This window comes from Alkalibacterium iburiense (assembly GCF_039521845.1).
Taxonomy (GTDB): domain Bacteria; phylum Bacillota; class Bacilli; order Lactobacillales; family Carnobacteriaceae_A; genus Alkalibacterium; species Alkalibacterium iburiense.
Window position 1 is genome coordinate 1 of record NZ_BAAACW010000031.1, and the last position, 17,563, is coordinate 17,563.

Genomic DNA, 17,563 nt, shown 5'->3' on the forward strand with positions numbered 1-17,563 from the left:
GGGTCTTTTTGTGTTATCCATTTTTTAAATTCAGATTCTTTTCTTCGCTTAATTCCGCTTGAAACTTTCAAAAAAAACATCTTTGGCATTTAAAAAAGTATCCTGTTTGGGAATATCATACCTTCGAACAGGAATAATCTGATTTTTCATAGAACTTTTGGCATTACCCTAAAAGTTAATAATTAGTATTGTTCTGGTACGTATCCCCAACTTCCAGCTACAAAGAGTCGTATCAAAACGAAAAGATTTTTCTAAAATCATCTTTTTATTGTCTCATGCTTGAGTAAACAGCGTCACCACTTTCACCGATTTAGTAGTGTTCTATCATTCTATAGTTACCACTCAACATATATAATCATCTGAGTAGGCACTATTTTAAATTACAAGGACTACTCGGCTAACTTTTATAAATCGAGTGGTCCTTATAGTTATACTAAACACAAAAATAAAGCCCCTGATTGCGTAATTAGGCAATGCGGGGCTCTATCTCCATTCGATTAACGGGTTCCTTCTAATGTCCCGTCATCTAGCATCAATTCTTCCGTAGCGATTTTACCGGATAGTAAAACGATCGGTACACCGGCACCTGGGTGAGTACTGCTTCCTGTGAAATAGAGATTCTCACAGTCTTTAGCTTTGGCTTGAGGTCTCATATGGTTACTTTGTCCAAGAGACGGTCTTAAGCCGAAAGTAGCTCCGTTGTAAGCATTAAAGCGCTGCTCAAAGTCTTTTGGTGTGGTATAGCTTTCGGATATAATGTCTTCTTCTACTGTTTCGAATCCTTCCACTGTTTTAAGTTTATTCAAGACTTTTGTACGGTAGTGCTGGATCGTTTCTTCCGTCCACTCATACTCCGAGGTGGATAAATCAGATACAGGAACAAGAATGTATAGTCCATCCTTGCCTTCTGGTGCCATCGTCGGGTCGATTTTTGAAGCCATGTAGACGTAAAAAGAAGGGTTATTCATCAGTTTTCCGCTAAATATCTCATCCAGATTTCTATCAAGGTCTTGAGAAAAGACAAAGTTATGAATGTTATTGACCTGCTCATATTTTCTATTAGTCCCCAGATACATAACAAAACACGAACAAGAATATTTCATACTGTCTATTTTCTTATCTGTATATTTTCCTTTAGATTTCTCGTCCTTCACTAATTGCTTCATCGCGTAAGGGAAGTCCGCATTACACATCACAAAATCGGAATGAACCACTTCGCCATTTACTTTAATCCCTTCTGCTTTTTGATTGGAAATCACTATTTCTTCCACAGGTGAATTATAGTGAATCGTTCCTCCCAATTCTTTAAACAAACGCTCCATAGAGGAGGCCATGGTATGCATGCCTCCTTTGATATACCACACACCGTACAAGTACTCAATCATGGGTATAATCGTGTATAAAGAAGGGCCATTATTAGGAGAGATTCCTATGTATAATGTTTGGAAACTGAGTATGTTCTGTAGTCTTTTGTCTTTAACATACTTCCCGATCATGTGATTCGCACTATCAAAGGTTTTTAATTTTAAGGCCTGCTGGATCATGAATGGGTTGTAAAAGTCCTTTGGTGAACGAAACGGGCGTTGAATAAAGTGATCTTTTGCGACGATAAAGCGGTCATAGATATCACTCAAATATTTTAAAAAGCCTTTAGCATCGTCATCACTTAAGCCTTCCAGCTGGTCAATCAAGGTGACTAAGTCTGATGAGACGTCTATTTTTTCATCTTCAAAAAAGGCCGTATACATCGGATCTAAACGAGTCATCGGAATGTAGTCATTGGGATCTCTTCCCACATCTTCAAAAAGTTCATTATATAAAGAGGGCATCATAACAATAGTCGGACCCACATCAAAGGTAAAACCGTCCTTTTTTATTTGATTCATTTTCCCACCTGGGAGGTTTTCCTTTTCATAAACCGTCACATCATAACCTGCATGCTGTAACCGAATGGCACTCGCTAATCCAGCTACTCCAGCACCAATCACACTTACTTTTTTCATTTTCTTCCTACTTTCTTCTGTTTTTCATCACTATTTGAATCGAGTTCAAACGTGCGCGGTTGTATCGTTGAATAATAATAAAAGGGAGATTCAGTAAGCTGGCATAGATGACATTTACCCATCCTGCCCATACTGGATTCCAAAAGAAAAAGAATGGGCCTGAAAGAAACAAAAGCCAGTGAGTCAATTCTGCCCGCTTAGTTTCTTTGATAAAGCGATTGACTTCTTCCACACTTTTTTCAGGTAACACTTTCTTTTTATAGCCTAAGTTAAACAAGCTTGCTCCATCAGGCAGACGATCTTTCCACCGATGAACGGCTAAATATTTTTTCCAGAACAGTCCTTTTTCTTCAAAAGCCCGTTCTCTAAACACCCGGTTGAGAGGGTGTGTATTTTGAAATAAGGTATCTGATACATAGAGTAAGCCTAAGGAGATACCGAAATGAAGGACCAACCAGCCTAGACCATTGATAATCAGTAACTTTACCATGTTCTCCTCTCCTTTAAACCTTATGCACACGTCCACGCCATGAGACCTTTTTTAGAATATAAACCTGGATAAGAGCCCAAGCATATATGACTAAAAAGGATAGCACATAGAAAAATGGCACAAGGGCTGTCTGCCAAGGAAATCTTCCCACCTTATTCATTAACCATCTAAAGTGTAGACACCCTACACCGTACATAATAATGGAAAGGAAGATGAATAAAATGGCTTCCTGTATACTAGCTAACACAAAAAGAACAATGGGTAGAATGGTGCTTAACAGCCATAAGCCAATAGCTATGAGTGTCACAGCATGTGTTCCTTTGGAGCCATGAATTAAGCTTTTTGTGATGCCATTCAATAATTGTTTAACCCCTTCTGGAAACATTCTAAAATGAATGCTTTCCTGCCCTCCAAATACTTCAACTGGCAAATGGTGTGTCTTGTACAACTTAGCTAGTTCAATGTCATCCATATGGCTATCCAGTATAGCTCCGTGACCTCCTACGCTTTCATATTCCTCTTTGTTCACTAAAATAAATGGACCGAATGCTCCTCTTTTAGGTAAGTTTTGGAAAAGTGAAAAGCGGTTCAGTCCTGCCATTACAACAATGTTAGGAACAATAGCCAAGGTCTCATAAAACTGTTTAATCACATGGTAAGGTTGGATAGACAGCAAACCCGTTTTCATTTCTTGACGGTATGTGCTTAATGCCTTTTCCAATGCATCTGACCCGACAAAAAAGGTATCCGCATCTAAAAACACTAAATAGTCGCCCTTAGCCTGTTTCGCCCCTGCCCAACAAGCGGCTGACTTGCCTGTATGCTCAAATTCGGAAATTACTTGAATCCCAAACTCTTCAGCTACTTCCAGTGTACGATCAGTCGAATCGTCATCCACTACTATGATTTCCTCTATTGGGAAATTCTGGTCTTTAAGAGAGCTTAGTAACTGAGGCAGTGACTGTTCTTCGTTTCTAGCGGGGATAATAACAGACACTTTCAGTCGACGTTTAAAGGAAGGCCTGTTTTTTTCAATGAGAGGCACTTTCCATAAAAAAGTAAGTCCGCTCATTAAGCCTATCACACTCAGCAAAAAAGTAATGAGTAGTCGTCCCATATCATACTCCTTTTGACCGCTTAGTTTTCATTCTTATCTTCAGTTAATATAATATCCTTTACTTGTTGACCGCTTAACACCACCATTGGCATACCGCCCCCTGGGTTAACTGACCCTCCAACAAAGTATAAGTTGTTAAAATACGGACTCTTTTTAGGCAGCTTAAAGCCTTTATTTTTACTTTTATCCGAAACAACACCGTAAATAGCGCCTCTATTGGAATAGTAATGTTTTTCTATATCCACCGGTGTCCAGTAGTCCTCAACAACAATATGCTGTCTTAAATCGGTTAGTCCCATGTCTTCCAGTTTAATCAGCACACGCTCTCTTAACTGCTGATACTCTTCTTCTGTAAAGGGCTTATCTTGAATATAAGGGATGTGCGGAAGGATTTTAATGTTTTCATGACCCGACGGAGCCTGACTCGCGTCTGTTTTATTGCTGTTAACTAAATAGATGGTCGGATCTTCGGGTAGTTCATGTGTTTCAAAGACACTCTTATAATTAGCCTTAGAATCTTTAGAAAAAAAGAAGTTGTGGTGGGCTAATTGAGGGTATTTCCTGTTGACTCCTAAATGAATCACTAGACCAGAAGCAGCCGGTTCAAATTCTTTTTCCAGCTTATCTACTTTTTCAGGATTCATATTCAACAATCGTCTATAAGCAGGGATGACTTCCATATTGGAAATGATTCGGTCTGCCCACACTGTTTCACCTGAAGCTAATTTGACTCCTGATACTGTTTTTTCTTCGCCTTCTATTATTTCACTTACTTCCGTTTCCGTGCGGAAGGTAACGCAGACTTCTTCTCCTAGTCGCACAAGGGCTTCTCCTAGTTTATGCATCCCGCCCTCCACGTACCAGAGTCCAAAGGCTTTTTGTACGTATGGTAGTATATTCAATATAGCTGGTGCAGCATCCGCAGAGGATCCCACGTATTTAATGAAATACTTTAACAATTCTCTTAAGTAGGGGTTCGATACTCGTTTATCAATTCCATCAGACATCGTATGGAAATAATCAAAATCTTTTAATGCAGCTATCATCCCATGATCTTTAAGGATAGCTTTTAAATCATCATGTCCTTTTTCAAAGTAACCCTCGTCCGTTTTTTCATACAGGTTTCTTGCATAAGACAGATAGTCTTTGTATTCTTCTATATCACTGGAAGATAAGACTGAGTTGTTTTTTTCCATATCCTCTAAATGGTTATATAAATCAACTACAGCCCCATCTGGATAAAAAGAACGTATTTCATGATTTAGCTGTTTAATGGAAACATAGTCTTCCATGTTTTTTCCACTGGCTTCAAATAAGCGACTGAACAATTGAGGCATCGTTAAGATAGAGGGACCCAAGTCAAAGCCAAATCCATTTGTTTCTAGTCGGTTAAGTTTTCCCCCGAGATGCTTATTCTTTTCAAATAAAGTCACTTGATACCCACTTTGTGCTAAAGAAATAGCAGCGGATAACCCTCCTAATCCCCCACCAATAACAATAACTGTCTGATTTAGTTTATTTTCTTTTTCCAATAAAACTCGCTCCACTCTTAATAAGTATTCACTATTTTGATTTAATATGAATTTCAGTACAAGGCATATTACCTTAATTGTTCATCTTATAATAGCATATTCCTTGGTTAGTGAGTGAATAAATGCACTTATATTTTTCTCTTGATGACTCTAAAAGTTTAAAACTGATTTTAGTCGTCTCACTAAAATCAGTTCCTATAAAAGGGTTAATTTGACCTGATGGATTATTGGTCCTCCTCACTTACAAGTCATAATGCAAAACATATTCATTCCATTCTTCATTGAAAGAGTGATGACGGAACCCTTCGGACCGTAAAAGCTCTCCCATCCCTTCATTACCTTTCACATAATCCGCAATTAAGGTCGTATACCCTTTTTCTTTCTTAGCCATTTCAATCACTTTTCGGACAGCCTTTCTCCCATAGCCTCTTCTCTGATGATTTTTGTCTATCATCATTCGCCAAATCATATACTCTTTTTCTTCTTCATCTAAATCAAGTAAAATAAAGCCAACAACTTCCTTATCATTTTGGATGGCATATGAAAAGACGTCTCCTGCTTCGCGATAAAGGTAACAATCAGCTAGTGATCTGACATTCGGTGCAACAAACTTACTTTAGCTTTCCTCCACTTCTAAATCCAATACTTTTTCATAATTATCTTCATTAATCGGAACAAATTGAATCATTATACTTCTCCCTAACTGCTAATTTCTTTAATCAAGTCCATGTACTGACTATCTCCATACCCAATATAATCAAATTTTTTAAATAGCTTTTGGAGCAAGTCTTTGTCTGAAAGCTCTCTATTCTTTTTTATATACTCGGTTATTCTATTGGGTTCGGTTAACAGTTCTAAATAAATACCCACCGCCCGGTTCATTAATGGATAGGTGTCTTCACTAGAAGCTTCGTGATGGACTAAGACCTCTCTATATACCCTTTCATAGTTTCCTAGCATGATATCGACAGTCTCCACTTGAAACTCTTTTTCATCAAAAACATTTAATTGGACAGACCCACCGTAACCTATCTGTTCTAAGTAAGCCAAGAGAGTTAATACATTTATCTGACAAAACATGTCTTCTCCAAACCACAGATAAATGAACGCATACTGTTCTTTCTGAAGCGGTTCTAGATAATCAGTCACCAGCTTTTTATAGGCATCAACGGAACTGTTATGTCCTTTAGCCCGCATCTGAATAAATGCCGGGCTAGAAATGCTTTCTGTTGTTTCATTCACACACATGGCTTCATTGAAAGGTATAAGGTGAGAGTAATCTAGCACAGACTCATTCTTAAATACATCGTATAGAGCTTGACCATTTACAATATGCAAAACATGACTTGCATCCACTACTCTTTTTTCATGAATCAGTCGATTCACTTCTTCTTTTACTTTCCCATCCATTTTCAGCACCTTCCTCTCATTGTTTTTAACAGTATACCATTCGTACCTTATTATGGAGAAAAAAATAAAGCCCCGTACTATAGAAGCAGAGGCATTCACTTTCTAATGATGCTTATGTTTTCTGAACTCTATTATCTTTAGCACCACGGTTCACTTTTTTCAGTTCGAATACTTTAATGAGTGACAGAAGACCCAGTAGGACGAGAATAGATAAGACTAAGCCCAGTATCCAAGAAATGCCAGCATAACTGCTTGTTATGAGCATCAATATAAAGGCTATAAGGAAGATCCATAATATGGAATCTCCTTTATTAATCTCTACCACGTCCCCATCTGTGACGGTTAATTTGTTGCTTTTTCCACTAAATTGTTTGATTTGTAAAGTCGCCGTATCTTCTGTTAGTTTCACTTCTTTTTCTTCGTTGAACGCAATCTTTCCAATAGTTTCTCCATTGAGAATTAATTTTAATTTGAATAACGAAGCATAATTTTCTGTCTTTCGTTTAACTATTATGCTCATCCTTTACTCCTTTCAGCTCTTATTCTTTAATATAAGCATAACAAAAACAGTAAGCACTTACACTGTTTTATTTATACAAAAAATCGGACTCAATCTTAACTTGTTTTTTACAATTAATAGACATTTTTTAAATCAATTAAGTTATACTATACATAAATGAGGAGGAATCGTATGCATACAACTATTTGGGCACACAGAGGTTCGAGTCATCAGTACATAGAAAATACGCTTGCAGCTTTTAAACAAGCCATCGATGATGGATCTGATGGAATTGAACTGGACGTACAGCGAACAAAAGACGGAAAATTAGTAGTTATTCACGATGAAAACCTGAAACGATTAACTGGAGATACTGGGTTTGTTTGGGAAAAGACTTGGAAAGAGCTTCAGCAGTTATCTCTAAAACCCAGCAAAATCGTAAGCGCTTCTAACAAGTCGATCGATACAGCCATTCCCAGTTTAGAAGCAGTCCTTCAATTAATGAAAGAGACTCATTTAACAGTGAATATCGAATTAAAAAATAGTATCCAATTTTATACCGGTATGGAAGAAGAAGTATGGGCATGTGTGCAAAGTTTTGGCATGGCGGACCAGGTTCTTTTTAGTTCATTTAATCATCAGTCCATGCATCACATGTCTGCACTAGCTGGGGTCGATCGCTGTGCCATTTTAACGTCTGATATACACTATGAGCCTTGGAATTATGCAGAGGCTATTGGAGTCAAGTCCATTCATCCAGCCCTCAACAGCCTTCAACAAAGAAACCTGGTTCAAAACTGTCATGAAAAAGGTCTGAAAGTACACGTGTGGACTGCAGATGAAGAGGCACATATTTATGCTGGTTTGCTTTTAGAAGTGGATGCCATTATTACTAATGTTCCGAAAAAAGCAATAGCTTTAAAGAAGCAAATACAAGAAGATGGTGGGGCTAAAGCACTCAAAAGTGTGCAGTCTCTTGGCCTGTCATTAGGAGAATGAGGGATAACATGAAGACACAGTCAGTCAAGCAGTCATTACGGTTAAATTACCCACAAACGTTTTTAATTGGCTTTGGATTTTTAGCCTCCAGTTTAGCCTGGGCTATTTACAATTCCCAGGTCCCATTGATATTGAGCGAACGTTTTTTAATCAGCAATACCCTAATTGGAACCATTATGACCATCGATAACTTTTTTGGCGTCATCTTCCAGCCATTAATCGGTGCATGGAGTGATAACACACGGACGCGTATAGGGAGACGCATGCCGTGGATTGCTATAGGTCTACCTATTTGTGCTATTCTCTTTGCCCTTATTCCCCTGCAGCAGACATTAGTCTACTTTATGGGAGCGATTATCGCCTTCAATTTAATTATGGCTTTATGGCGAAGTCCGGTTATCTCTCTCATGCCAGATGTGACACCTGCCCCTCTTCGCAGCGAAGCCAATGGCATCATCAACATGATGGGCGGAGTCGGTTCTATAGTTGCCTTTTTCTTTGGAGGATTGCTGTCGGATTTGCGCGATGATAAATTTTTCGCTTTTTTATTAGCAACGGTCATCATGCTTCTCGCTTTAGTTGTTTTATTAACATTCGTACGCGAACCGGATGCCATTCGATTTAAAGAACAGCAGAGTATCCCTATTAGAGATTCTCTCGCCAACCGCTGGGGTCAACGCTCTAGGGTGAACATGAAAAGTCATCACGAAGAAGAAGACACGTTTGAAAAACAAAGAAGCTTAACGGCCTTTCTCACTTTACCCAGAGACTATAAAATAAGCTTAGTGGCTTTACTCATTGCCATTTTTACTTGGTTTATGGGTTACAATGCCATTGAAACATTTTTTACTTTATACGCAACAAATACGTACGGCATAAGCGGTGGACAAGCCACTATGATGTTAACCGGTTTTTCCCTTACCTTTTTAATATTTGCTATACCAGCTGGTTTATTAGGACAAAAGATTGGTCGGAAGAAAACCATCTCAATAGGGTTAATAGGAATCGTTGTCTGTTTTCTACCTATTTTAACCGAACCGTCCCAGTGGCTGGTCCAAGCCTTATTAATCGCCGGCGGGGCCTGCTGGGCTTGTATTAATATCAATTCCTTGCCCATGGTAGTGGAGTTTGCTACTGAACGCACTATCGGATCCTTTACGGGTTACTATTATTTATTTTCCTTTACGGCAGCTATAGTGAGTCCGATTACGTATGGAGCGATTCAAGATTACTTCCAAACAAACGAACTGCTTTTCCTTTTTGCAGTCTTATGTTTTGGCACAGCCCTTGTCAGTATGATTTTTGTCAAACATGGCGACAACAAAGAAATGGTTAAAACGAAATAAGTGAAAGGAGCAGATGACTAGTCTAATCATCCGCTCCTTTTTCGATTTTATATCTATACTATACCCATGCTTTATTCTGCTCGAAATGACTCGCCTTTTTAATCGCTTCAGATACGACTGATTGAGGAAAGTCCATAATCTCAAGCAGTTTCAAGGCGTTCCTGGTTTTAGCCGGGCCTTTTCTCAATGTATAATCAAAGTTAATGCCCTTTTCGTTTGTGACACTTTCTTGGAAATGGACGTTATCACAGATATCTTTCAATAGTTCTGTGAGTTCAATATCATGAGTCGCAACGAAAGCAAGTGAGGAGGAATCATCCAGCCATTTAATAATGCTAGCTGAAGCTGCAATCCGTTCAATCGTATTCGTCCCTTTTAATATTTCATCCACAAAACAATAGCATCGCTCATCCGTTTTGACTTGAGATAAAATCCGTTTCAATGATTTGATTTCAGCAATAAAATAGCTGTCCCCTTCGATAATATCATCTTCTACAGCCATAGAAGTTAAAACATGGCCTCGCTTGAGTGAAAAAGATGAAGCGGTACAGGTATATAATGTTTGAGCTAAAATGCAGTTAATCGCTACACTTTTAACGTAAGTGGACTTACCTGAAGCGTTAGACCCTGAGACTAAAGTATTACGCGTCCATTTAACCGGATTATCAACTGGGTAATTAATGAGTGGATGGTAAACATTCTCAGCTCTTACGTCCTCTTGGTTAGTAAACTGAGGGATGCAGGCATCTTCAAGCACCAGCCTTAAATTACTTATAGCCGCAGCCGACTCAAGGTCTCCTAACAACTCCCATAGTTTGAACGCTTCAGCCTTGTTCTTTTTCACTCGATTGTAAACGAAGTGATAAGAAATAAAAGGTAACATGAAAAACATGTTTAAATAATCAAAGAGAATTTCTCCTTCGTTATTTCCACCCATTCTAAATGCAAAAGAAAAGAGCGGAATACGTTTAAGCGGCTTTAAATGATTAGCCAGCTCTTCTTTCAAAGGGTGATTGATTTGACTTAATTTTTTTGCGCTCGAAATGGATTGGACAAGATAGCTCATACTCAATAGTTCACTGCCTATACTCATTTTATTTATTTGCGAATAAACTAGGTTAAACAGGAGTGATGAGATGGCTATCATTAAGCCGTATGGAGCAAAAGGAGTAAATAATAATAAGAGCCCTATAATTGGCAGTGATCCTAATAACACATATAAGCCAAAGTGAAAAAACGTCTTCTTATTCTCTTCAGTCAATTGCTTCATAACCGAGTTGTTATCTTGTTTACCCAGCTGAGCAAATATAAACTGTATTTTTTCTCTCTGCTTTGGATGTTCCTCATAAAAGTGTATGATACTTTCTATTTTACTTTGATCCTGGTCATTCAAATCATAAGAACGCAATCGTTGATACAATGCTTCTGAACCAATACTTGAATACGTATGATTAATGAGAGAAAAAACGGTATACATATCTAAGTCATTCCAAGTAATGTCATCTATGTAGCTATCTTTTTTTAGATAGGGTTTTAACTGTTCGTATGCTTTTTTCAAACTTTTTTCTGAATCAAACCGACGACTTTTCGGCCACTTCCCCCACAAAGACCTCACTTGATTTTTTAATTTTTGTCTGTTCCTTAGTTCCATTACCACGCTCCCAATGAGTAGTGCTAGAATGATGATCAAAAATAGTATTCTGTTATCCATATAATCCCCTTTCGACTAATGTTGTCTTTAAAACATTTATTCATCATGTAATGGCGCTGATAATAGCTGTTGGTAAGTCTTTTCAATTAAAAATGCTCCTATTGGCGCAGTAAATAAAATGGCTACGACTGCTATTGTTAAGATTAAATCCCCACTAGCTATCCCCATAGCGAGGGGTACTCCACCAATAGCCGCTTGAACAGTAGCTTTTGGAGTATAACTGAAACCTACAAACAGTTTTTCTTTCTGATTCAAAGATGACGGAGTCAAACTTAAGAATACACCCATCATTCTAAAAGCAAGCCCTATTCCTATCAATAAAACAACAGCGAAGCCTGCTTCTAAAGCATAAGAGACATTTACTGATGCTCCTACTAATACGAATAATAAAACCTGCGCTCCGAGCCACAATTTATTATATTTATTTGACAAGCGTTCAGCTAACTCTTTATAAAAATGATTTAGTGTCAAGCCCATAGCCATAATAGACAATAAGCCTGATATAGGCAATATGCCTGTTAACAGCGACTCTAGTTCTAACAGTAAAAAAGAGAGACTTAGTAAAACAATTATTTTCACTGTATCACGCATATGAAAGGAACGAAATAGGAACTGTATCCCCCATCCAGTACTCCACCCTATTAATAACCCCATTAAGATACTAATGGGTAAACTAGTTAATGGAGATAGAGTCATGGATTGTCCACTAGCTAAGGATAAAAAAGAAGTGAATAACACTATGACGAAAACATCATCAAGAGACGCTCCTGCCAATACCAGCTGGGGTACTTTCTTGTCTTGACCATACCCTTTGTCCATTACTGAGAGCATTGAAGGAACCACGATAGCTGGAGAAACAGCTGCTATAACAGTTCCTAACAAGGCTGCATCTACAATTGACAAACCAAATAACAGAGGAGCTAGTAATAGTGTTCCTAAAATTTCAAAACTAGCTGGTAAAAAACTCATTAGGAAGGCTGGTAAGCCTACTCGTTTTAAATCTTTCAAACTTAGAGACAAGCCTGCTCTAAATAAAATAATTACCAGGGCCATCTGTCTGAGATCACTAGAAATAAAAAGTGTTGTCTCATCCAGTACATTTAACATATAAGGGCCTAAAAGTACTCCAGTTAATATCATTCCAATCAGACTCGGCAAGCAAAGTGCTCTGGATAGTCTTCCAAGCAGTAAACCTACTAAGAGTATCAACGCTAAACTAGTCAGCATCCCATCACTCCTTTTCAAAAGCTTTTTAGCATTAAGTCGATTATATCACACCATTTCTTACAACTAGCAGCATCTATAAGAATTCATTGTAAATCATACCTACTTAACTTATAATTAGTAAGTATACATGTAGAAGTCATTATAAGGAGTGTTAAAATGAAGATAGAGTTTTTTCACGATGTGATTTGCAGCTTTTGCTTTCCTATGTCGAATCGTATGAGACAGATTGTAAAGAAATACCCACGCATTAATGTAACCCACCGTTCCTTTGCTTTAGGTTGGGAAAAAGAACAGTTTATCCAAATGTTTGGATCCCACGAAGCCGTCAAGCCGGAAGTGTTAAATCACTGGGAACAAGCAAATAAAAATGATGATTTAAACCGGTTTAATATTGAAGGAATGAAAGAACAGGACTTTTTGTTCCCTACTTCTAAAAATGGATTAAAAGCAGCAAAGGCAGCGGGTATGCTCCAGGGACAAGATGCCTACTGGGAAGTGTTCGATGCTATCCAAGAAGCCCTTTTTATTAATAATAGAGACATTTCTGATATAGAAATTCTTGAAGATGTGATTAGCCAGACGTCATTAGATTTAGATGCATGGAAAACTCAGTTCAATAAACCGGAAACAGAACAGGCCGTCCTTGAAGATCTTAACCTCGTTCAGAGTTATGGCATCCAAGGAGCTCCCGCCCTAGTAATAGAAGGAAAATATTTAATTAGTGGAGCACAGCCTAAAGAAGTCATTGAAGAAACCATTGAGAAAATAGCCAAAGAAGAAGGCTTACAGTTGACTGGCCTTCAAATGATGGGCAGCGATGCAGATGCTTGTCGAGTAGTGGATGGGAATTGGCAGTGTGATTAGTTTATTCTAGAAAGGCCTCATATGATGAGGTCTTTTTTCGTTTTTATCCAAAAAACCGTATCCTTCTTTACCGAGCAGTTGCCTTACTACCGATATCATCTTGTATTATACAATGTACAAGTATATAATGGGCACTATTATTAAAATAATATAAAAGATATGGAGGAGATAAAAATGGAATGGATAAGATTAATAGGTATTCTTATTATCGTAATAGGCTTTATACTAAAGTTGGACACCATTGCTGTAGTTCTGGTTGCGGGTCTTGTAACTGCACTCGTTTCAGGTATTTCATTCGTTGAATTCTTAAGTATTTTAGGAGAAGCTTTTGTATCGAATCGTTTAGTCACCCTGTTCTTCTTGACCTTACCTATGATTGGTCTGGTAGAAAAATTTGGGTTGCGGCAACAAGCGACTCGTATGATAGAAAAAATTAAAGGACTTACACCGGGACGCTTCATGTCTCTTTACATGTTTATTCGTCAGCTGGCCGGCTTCTTTTCAGTACGAATCCAAGGACACACTCAATTTGTACGCCCTCTTGTCGAACCCATGGCTCAAGCTTCTGTTAAAGCTAAATATGGTAATCAAACGGATAAAGAGACAGAGAAAATTAAAGCACGCTCTGCAGCAATGGAAAATCTAGGTAATTTTTATGCTCAAAACACCTTTGTTGCAGCTGCAGGAGTTTTATTAATAGTAGGAACATTGGAATCTTTAGGCTATGATGTATCAGCCGTTTCAGTTGCTCAAGCGTCTCTCCCCATCGCACTTATTGCCTTGGTATTAGTTATAGTATCTAACTTTCTTCTAGACAGAAAGTTAAAACGCAATAAAAAAAAGAGAACCAATGCGTCAAAAAATGATGAGGGAGGCGTAAGATAATGGAGGCTTTAGTTGATAACTTATTAGAATTATTCTTTGTTTTGACTGGCCTTTCCATGGCCTATAGTGGCGTTCGTATCTTTATGGACAAAAGCCATCCTGCTAGATTTGGTTCAGCATTATTTTGGATAGTATTAGCCGTTACTTTTGCCTTGGGACGTATTCTTCCTGCTGTAGTAATAGGCATTCTAGTTATGCTTATAGGTGTTTTAACTTTATTCAACCAAGTAAAAATTGGTAAGATTGATTCAACTTCAGAAGAAGAAGCTCAATCCCATAGCAAGCGGATTGGGAACTGGATTTTTGTGCCGGTTGTCTCCCTTGCGCTTATCGCTATTGTTATTGCACAATTCACCCCATTAGGCGGCCAGGTTGGTATTGGTATTGCCTCTGTAGTATCTTTACTGATTGCTATGGCCTTCACTAAAGCTGGCCCTAAAACGGCGCTTGATGAAGGCGACCGAATGAATCGTCAAGTTGGAACAGTAGGTATTCTTCCTCAACTATTAGCCGCTTTAGGTGTTATCTTTACTACAGCCGGTGTCGGTGACGTCATCGCGTCAATTATCTCTACTGTGGTTCCGGAAGGAAATCGTTTAGCTGGGGTACTAGCCTATGTATTAGGTATGGTGATTTTCACGATGATTATGGGGAATGCATTTGCGGCCTTCACTGTTATCACAGCTGGTATCGGAATCCCATTTGTCATTGCCCAAGGAGCTGATCCAGTAATTGCAGGCGCATTGGCGATGACAGCTGGTTACTGCGGTACGTTAATGACACCGATGGCCGCGAACTTCAATGCCTTACCAGTCGCACTTTTAGAAATGGATAATCCTAACGGTGTGATAAAAGAACAATTACCTTACGCACTCCTCATGTTAGTCTCACACGTCGTATTAATGTACTTTTGGGCTTTTTAGTATAATAAACAAATATGAAAGGAAGAGATTTATGAAAATTTTAGTAACAGGCTTCGACCCGTTCGGCGGAGAAGCGATTAATCCAGCAGGTGAAGCAGTAAAAGCTTTACCTGATAGGATTAAGGGAGCAGAAATTCATAAGCTGGAAATTCCTACTGTGTTCCATAAATCATCAGATAAAATAAGGGAAGCAGTGAGAGATATACAGCCAGATGTTATTTTAGCCGTGGGTCAAGCTGGCGGAAGGTACGAAATAACGCCAGAGCGAGTCGCCATAAATATAGATGATGCCCGTATTCCAGATAATGAAGGAAACCAACCTATAGATGTAGCTATACAAGAAGACGGAGAAAATGCTTATTTCACAAAACTTCCAGTTAAAGCTATGGTAACCGCGATGAAAGAAGCAGGTATACCGGCCTCTGTTTCAAATTCTGCTGGCACTTTTGTATGCAACCATATTATGTATCAAGTGTTGTACATGATTGATAAAGAATTTCCAAATATGACTGGCGGTTTCGTTCATGTCCCATTTATTCCAGAACAAGTGACAGACAAACCAGGAAAACCTTCCATGAATTTAGCCGACATGACTAAAGGGTTAGAAGCTGGAATTGAAGCCATTGTCTCTCAAGCTGGTAAAGGAGATATTAAAGAAGTCGGCGGAGCTATTCACTAAACAGTAAGCTCTATCATTATAAAAATTAGTAACCTAAAGGTCAGCTAAATTCTCTACTATGAGAGCTTAGCTGACCTTTTTGATATATATTGAATCAACATCATTCTTTTAGGTTATTAGCCTAGTCCCATACTTACTACAAAAACCACCCATAATAACCCTGAAATCAGTAATGAGATAGATAAGATGTAGCCCAATTCATTTAGTAGCTTAACTCTATTTTTGGACATGCCCATAAATAAAAACACACTTCCTACTAACCAAACTACAGCAGTTAATCCTACACCAGTCCAGTACCCTATAAAGCCTATATTTGGCAAATAAGCCATCTTCTGAAACACCATGCTTAACCCAAACACGCTTATTCCACATAGAAAAGAAATATGTAGGTGATACCTTTTATCTAAAACCTTATGCATTTGATTTCACATCCATCTTCTTCAACTTATCAATACAATAGAATTGATAAACTGATTATAGCACTTTGCTATATTATAAAGATATAGTAAAACACCGTTCTCAATCTTACACATTATAAGGGCGTTTATGAACTAACCTTTAAAATGAAGACTCATATATACTTTTTGGTTTACTGAATACTTTTCAAATAATCTTTGATTTCTTTTGGAGCAATTAGGGTCCCTTTTACATTCATTCTTTTAACTGATTTTTTTATCATTTCTAATGTAACATCTTTTTTGATGACCAATAATCCTATATAATTCACATCTAGTATATGATTATCTTCTATTGCTTTTTCAAAATCTTCTGCTCCAAAATAAGCTATGCCAATCGCAAATTCTTTTTTCTCTATAGTTGTATTAATAAATGATTCGTTTTTTGACAATTCATCTCTTATCGCTGCACGGATAAAATCACTTCGATTACTAAAAAAGCCATTTTCTACCAGGATATCTATTTTACCGAGATCAATATGGTTGACATTAAGGGTCATTTTCTCAGTCTGTTCATTAATCACTTTTTTCAAATTCATCCACCTTTCTATTTTTATTCATTTTTGAGTAATATATCATTCTTATCCATATCATAACCATCTCATTGGATGGTGTCAAGCTTATTTTTCAATGTATTAAAGCTAAAAATTTCTTTTACCCTATCTACTAATTAGAAAGAGATATTTTTAGAATCTATCTTGGAAGTAATATCACTTAAAAAAGGAGAAAGTACAAGAGAGACACGGCCATGAATGATTTACTATCAGAGTTTGATAATTAATAAGAGTGCAAAATTAGTGCAAAAAGATTATGCAATCTTACATTCTTTAATATGCCTCTGAGAAAAATAAAAAGCCTACAAACATTGATTTAACAACATTCGCAGACTTTTTTACACGTTTTATAAATATATTAAAATGCACTAGATAAGCCACTTGCCGGAATCGAACCGGCGACCTCATCCTTACCATGGATGCGCTCTACCTACTGAGCTAAAGCGGCTGAATAGTTTTCTTCAAATAAAAACTCCGCAAGCAGGGCTCGAACCTGCGACAACACGATTAACAGTCGTGCGCTCTACCAACTGAGCTATTGCGGAATAATCTTAGTTATTATAACAAAAAAAGAGCTGCGCGGCAACGTCCTGCTTTCACAAGGGGAAACCCCTCACTATCCTCGGCGCTGGGAAGCTTAACGGCTGTGTTCGGAATGGAAACAGGTGGATCCTTCCCGCCATCGTCACCGCACAGTGACTCTTCTTTTATTATGATGAAAGAACTCTGTTCTCTCAAAACTAGACAGTTGATTAATACACTCGAAACAACACCACATCTATACCCTTAACCCACTTTTCGTGGTTAAGTCCTCGACCGATTAGTACTGGTCCGCTCCACATATCACTATGCTTCCACTTCCAGCCTAT

16 protein-coding genes, 2 tRNA genes, 1 rRNA gene and 1 pseudogene are annotated in these 17,563 nt (G+C 38.0%); 6 read left to right on the forward strand and 14 right to left on the reverse strand.

What is annotated here, in order from left to right:
* Positions 1 to 497 precede the first annotated feature (497 nt).
* The 7 genes and pseudogenes from ABDZ53_RS02570 to ABDZ53_RS02600 all read right to left on the reverse strand — a co-directional run bounded on the left by ABDZ53_RS02570 (position 498) and on the right by ABDZ53_RS02600 (position 7,072).
* Positions 498 to 2,003 carry a phytoene desaturase family protein gene (locus tag ABDZ53_RS02570; RefSeq protein WP_343753681.1) on the reverse strand — a complete coding sequence of 502 codons (1,506 nt, stop codon included), beginning with the start codon at positions 2,001 to 2,003 and terminating at the stop codon, positions 498 to 500.
* A gap of 7 nt (positions 2,004 to 2,010) precedes the next feature.
* Entirely contained in the window at positions 2,011 to 2,493 is a 483-nt protein-coding gene (locus ABDZ53_RS02575; protein WP_343753683.1) for a glycosyl-4,4'-diaponeurosporenoate acyltransferase CrtO family protein, read from the reverse strand.
* 13 nt (positions 2,494 to 2,506) lie between these two features.
* The gene (locus tag ABDZ53_RS02580; protein WP_343753684.1) at positions 2,507 to 3,610 is read right to left on the reverse strand and encodes a glycosyltransferase family 2 protein; all 1,104 of its coding nucleotides are present in this window, start codon (positions 3,608 to 3,610) and stop codon (positions 2,507 to 2,509) included.
* A 20-nt stretch (positions 3,611 to 3,630) separates the two neighbouring features.
* Positions 3,631 to 5,142: a phytoene desaturase family protein gene (locus ABDZ53_RS02585; protein ID WP_343753686.1), complete on the reverse strand. Its 1,512-nt coding sequence runs from the start codon at positions 5,140 to 5,142 to the stop codon at positions 3,631 to 3,633.
* A 241-nt stretch (positions 5,143 to 5,383) separates the two neighbouring features.
* A pseudogene (locus tag ABDZ53_RS02590) lies at positions 5,384 to 5,695 on the reverse strand (GNAT family N-acetyltransferase); the annotation flags it as partial.
* 146 nt (positions 5,696 to 5,841) lie between these two features.
* A complete protein-coding gene (locus ABDZ53_RS02595; protein ID WP_343753688.1) occupies positions 5,842 to 6,552 on the reverse strand; it encodes an AraC family transcriptional regulator in 711 nt (236 codons plus the stop codon).
* 112 nt (positions 6,553 to 6,664) lie between these two features.
* The gene (locus ABDZ53_RS02600; protein WP_343753690.1) at positions 6,665 to 7,072 is read right to left on the reverse strand and encodes a hypothetical protein; all 408 of its coding nucleotides are present in this window, start codon (positions 7,070 to 7,072) and stop codon (positions 6,665 to 6,667) included.
* Positions 7,073 to 7,243: 171 nt separating this feature from the next.
* Here ABDZ53_RS02600 and ABDZ53_RS02605 point away from each other — a divergent pair, with 171 nt between their 5' ends.
* A complete protein-coding gene (locus ABDZ53_RS02605; protein ID WP_343753692.1) occupies positions 7,244 to 8,050 on the forward strand; it encodes a glycerophosphodiester phosphodiesterase in 807 nt (268 codons plus the stop codon).
* Between the two features lie 8 nt (positions 8,051 to 8,058).
* Positions 8,059 to 9,396, forward strand: coding sequence for an MFS transporter (locus tag ABDZ53_RS02610; protein WP_343753694.1), 1,338 nt, complete (start codon positions 8,059 to 8,061; stop codon positions 9,394 to 9,396).
* Positions 9,397 to 9,454: 58 nt separating this feature from the next.
* Here ABDZ53_RS02610 and ABDZ53_RS02615 read toward each other — a convergent pair whose 3' ends face one another.
* Positions 9,455 to 11,107, reverse strand: a complete 1,653-nt coding sequence (locus ABDZ53_RS02615; protein WP_343753697.1) for a MutS-related protein — start codon at positions 11,105 to 11,107, stop codon at positions 9,455 to 9,457.
* Positions 11,108 to 11,143: 36 nt separating this feature from the next.
* A complete protein-coding gene (locus ABDZ53_RS02620; RefSeq protein WP_343753699.1) occupies positions 11,144 to 12,334 on the reverse strand; it encodes a cation:proton antiporter in 1,191 nt (396 codons plus the stop codon).
* Between the two features lie 156 nt (positions 12,335 to 12,490).
* On the opposite strand from ABDZ53_RS02620, the gene ABDZ53_RS02625 reads away from it, so the two are divergent.
* The 4 genes from ABDZ53_RS02625 to pcp all read left to right on the forward strand — a co-directional run bounded on the left by ABDZ53_RS02625 (position 12,491) and on the right by pcp (position 15,685).
* A complete protein-coding gene (locus tag ABDZ53_RS02625) occupies positions 12,491 to 13,198 on the forward strand; it encodes a DsbA family oxidoreductase (protein ID WP_343753701.1) in 708 nt (235 codons plus the stop codon).
* A 174-nt stretch (positions 13,199 to 13,372) separates the two neighbouring features.
* Positions 13,373 to 14,083, forward strand: a complete 711-nt coding sequence (locus ABDZ53_RS02630; RefSeq protein WP_343753704.1) for a DUF969 domain-containing protein — start codon at positions 13,373 to 13,375, stop codon at positions 14,081 to 14,083.
* The gene (locus ABDZ53_RS02635; RefSeq protein WP_343753706.1) at positions 14,083 to 15,006 is read left to right on the forward strand and encodes a DUF979 domain-containing protein; all 924 of its coding nucleotides are present in this window, start codon (positions 14,083 to 14,085) and stop codon (positions 15,004 to 15,006) included. The genes ABDZ53_RS02630 and ABDZ53_RS02635 overlap by 1 nt, the downstream gene beginning before the upstream one ends.
* A 31-nt stretch (positions 15,007 to 15,037) precedes the next feature.
* A complete protein-coding gene (pcp, locus tag ABDZ53_RS02640) occupies positions 15,038 to 15,685 on the forward strand; it encodes a pyroglutamyl-peptidase I (protein ID WP_343753709.1) in 648 nt (215 codons plus the stop codon).
* A gap of 116 nt (positions 15,686 to 15,801) precedes the next feature.
* On the opposite strand, the gene ABDZ53_RS02645 is transcribed toward pcp, so the two are convergent.
* The 5 genes from ABDZ53_RS02645 to rrf all read right to left on the reverse strand — a co-directional run bounded on the left by ABDZ53_RS02645 (position 15,802) and on the right by rrf (position 17,387).
* Positions 15,802 to 16,044, reverse strand: coding sequence for a hypothetical protein (locus ABDZ53_RS02645; RefSeq protein ID WP_343753713.1), 243 nt, complete (start codon positions 16,042 to 16,044; stop codon positions 15,802 to 15,804).
* Positions 16,045 to 16,274: 230 nt separating this feature from the next.
* Positions 16,275 to 16,664 (reverse strand): hypothetical protein, encoded by a 390-nt coding sequence (locus ABDZ53_RS02650; RefSeq protein WP_343753715.1) that lies wholly within the window; start codon positions 16,662 to 16,664, stop codon positions 16,275 to 16,277.
* 405 nt (positions 16,665 to 17,069) lie between these two features.
* Positions 17,070 to 17,142: transfer RNA gene (locus tag ABDZ53_RS02655), tRNA-Thr, on the reverse strand.
* 24 nt (positions 17,143 to 17,166) lie between these two features.
* Positions 17,167 to 17,239 (reverse strand) — tRNA-Asn (locus ABDZ53_RS02660).
* Between the two features lie 32 nt (positions 17,240 to 17,271).
* Positions 17,272 to 17,387: ribosomal RNA gene (rrf, locus tag ABDZ53_RS02665) — 5S ribosomal RNA — on the reverse strand.
* Positions 17,388 to 17,563 lie beyond the last annotated feature (176 nt).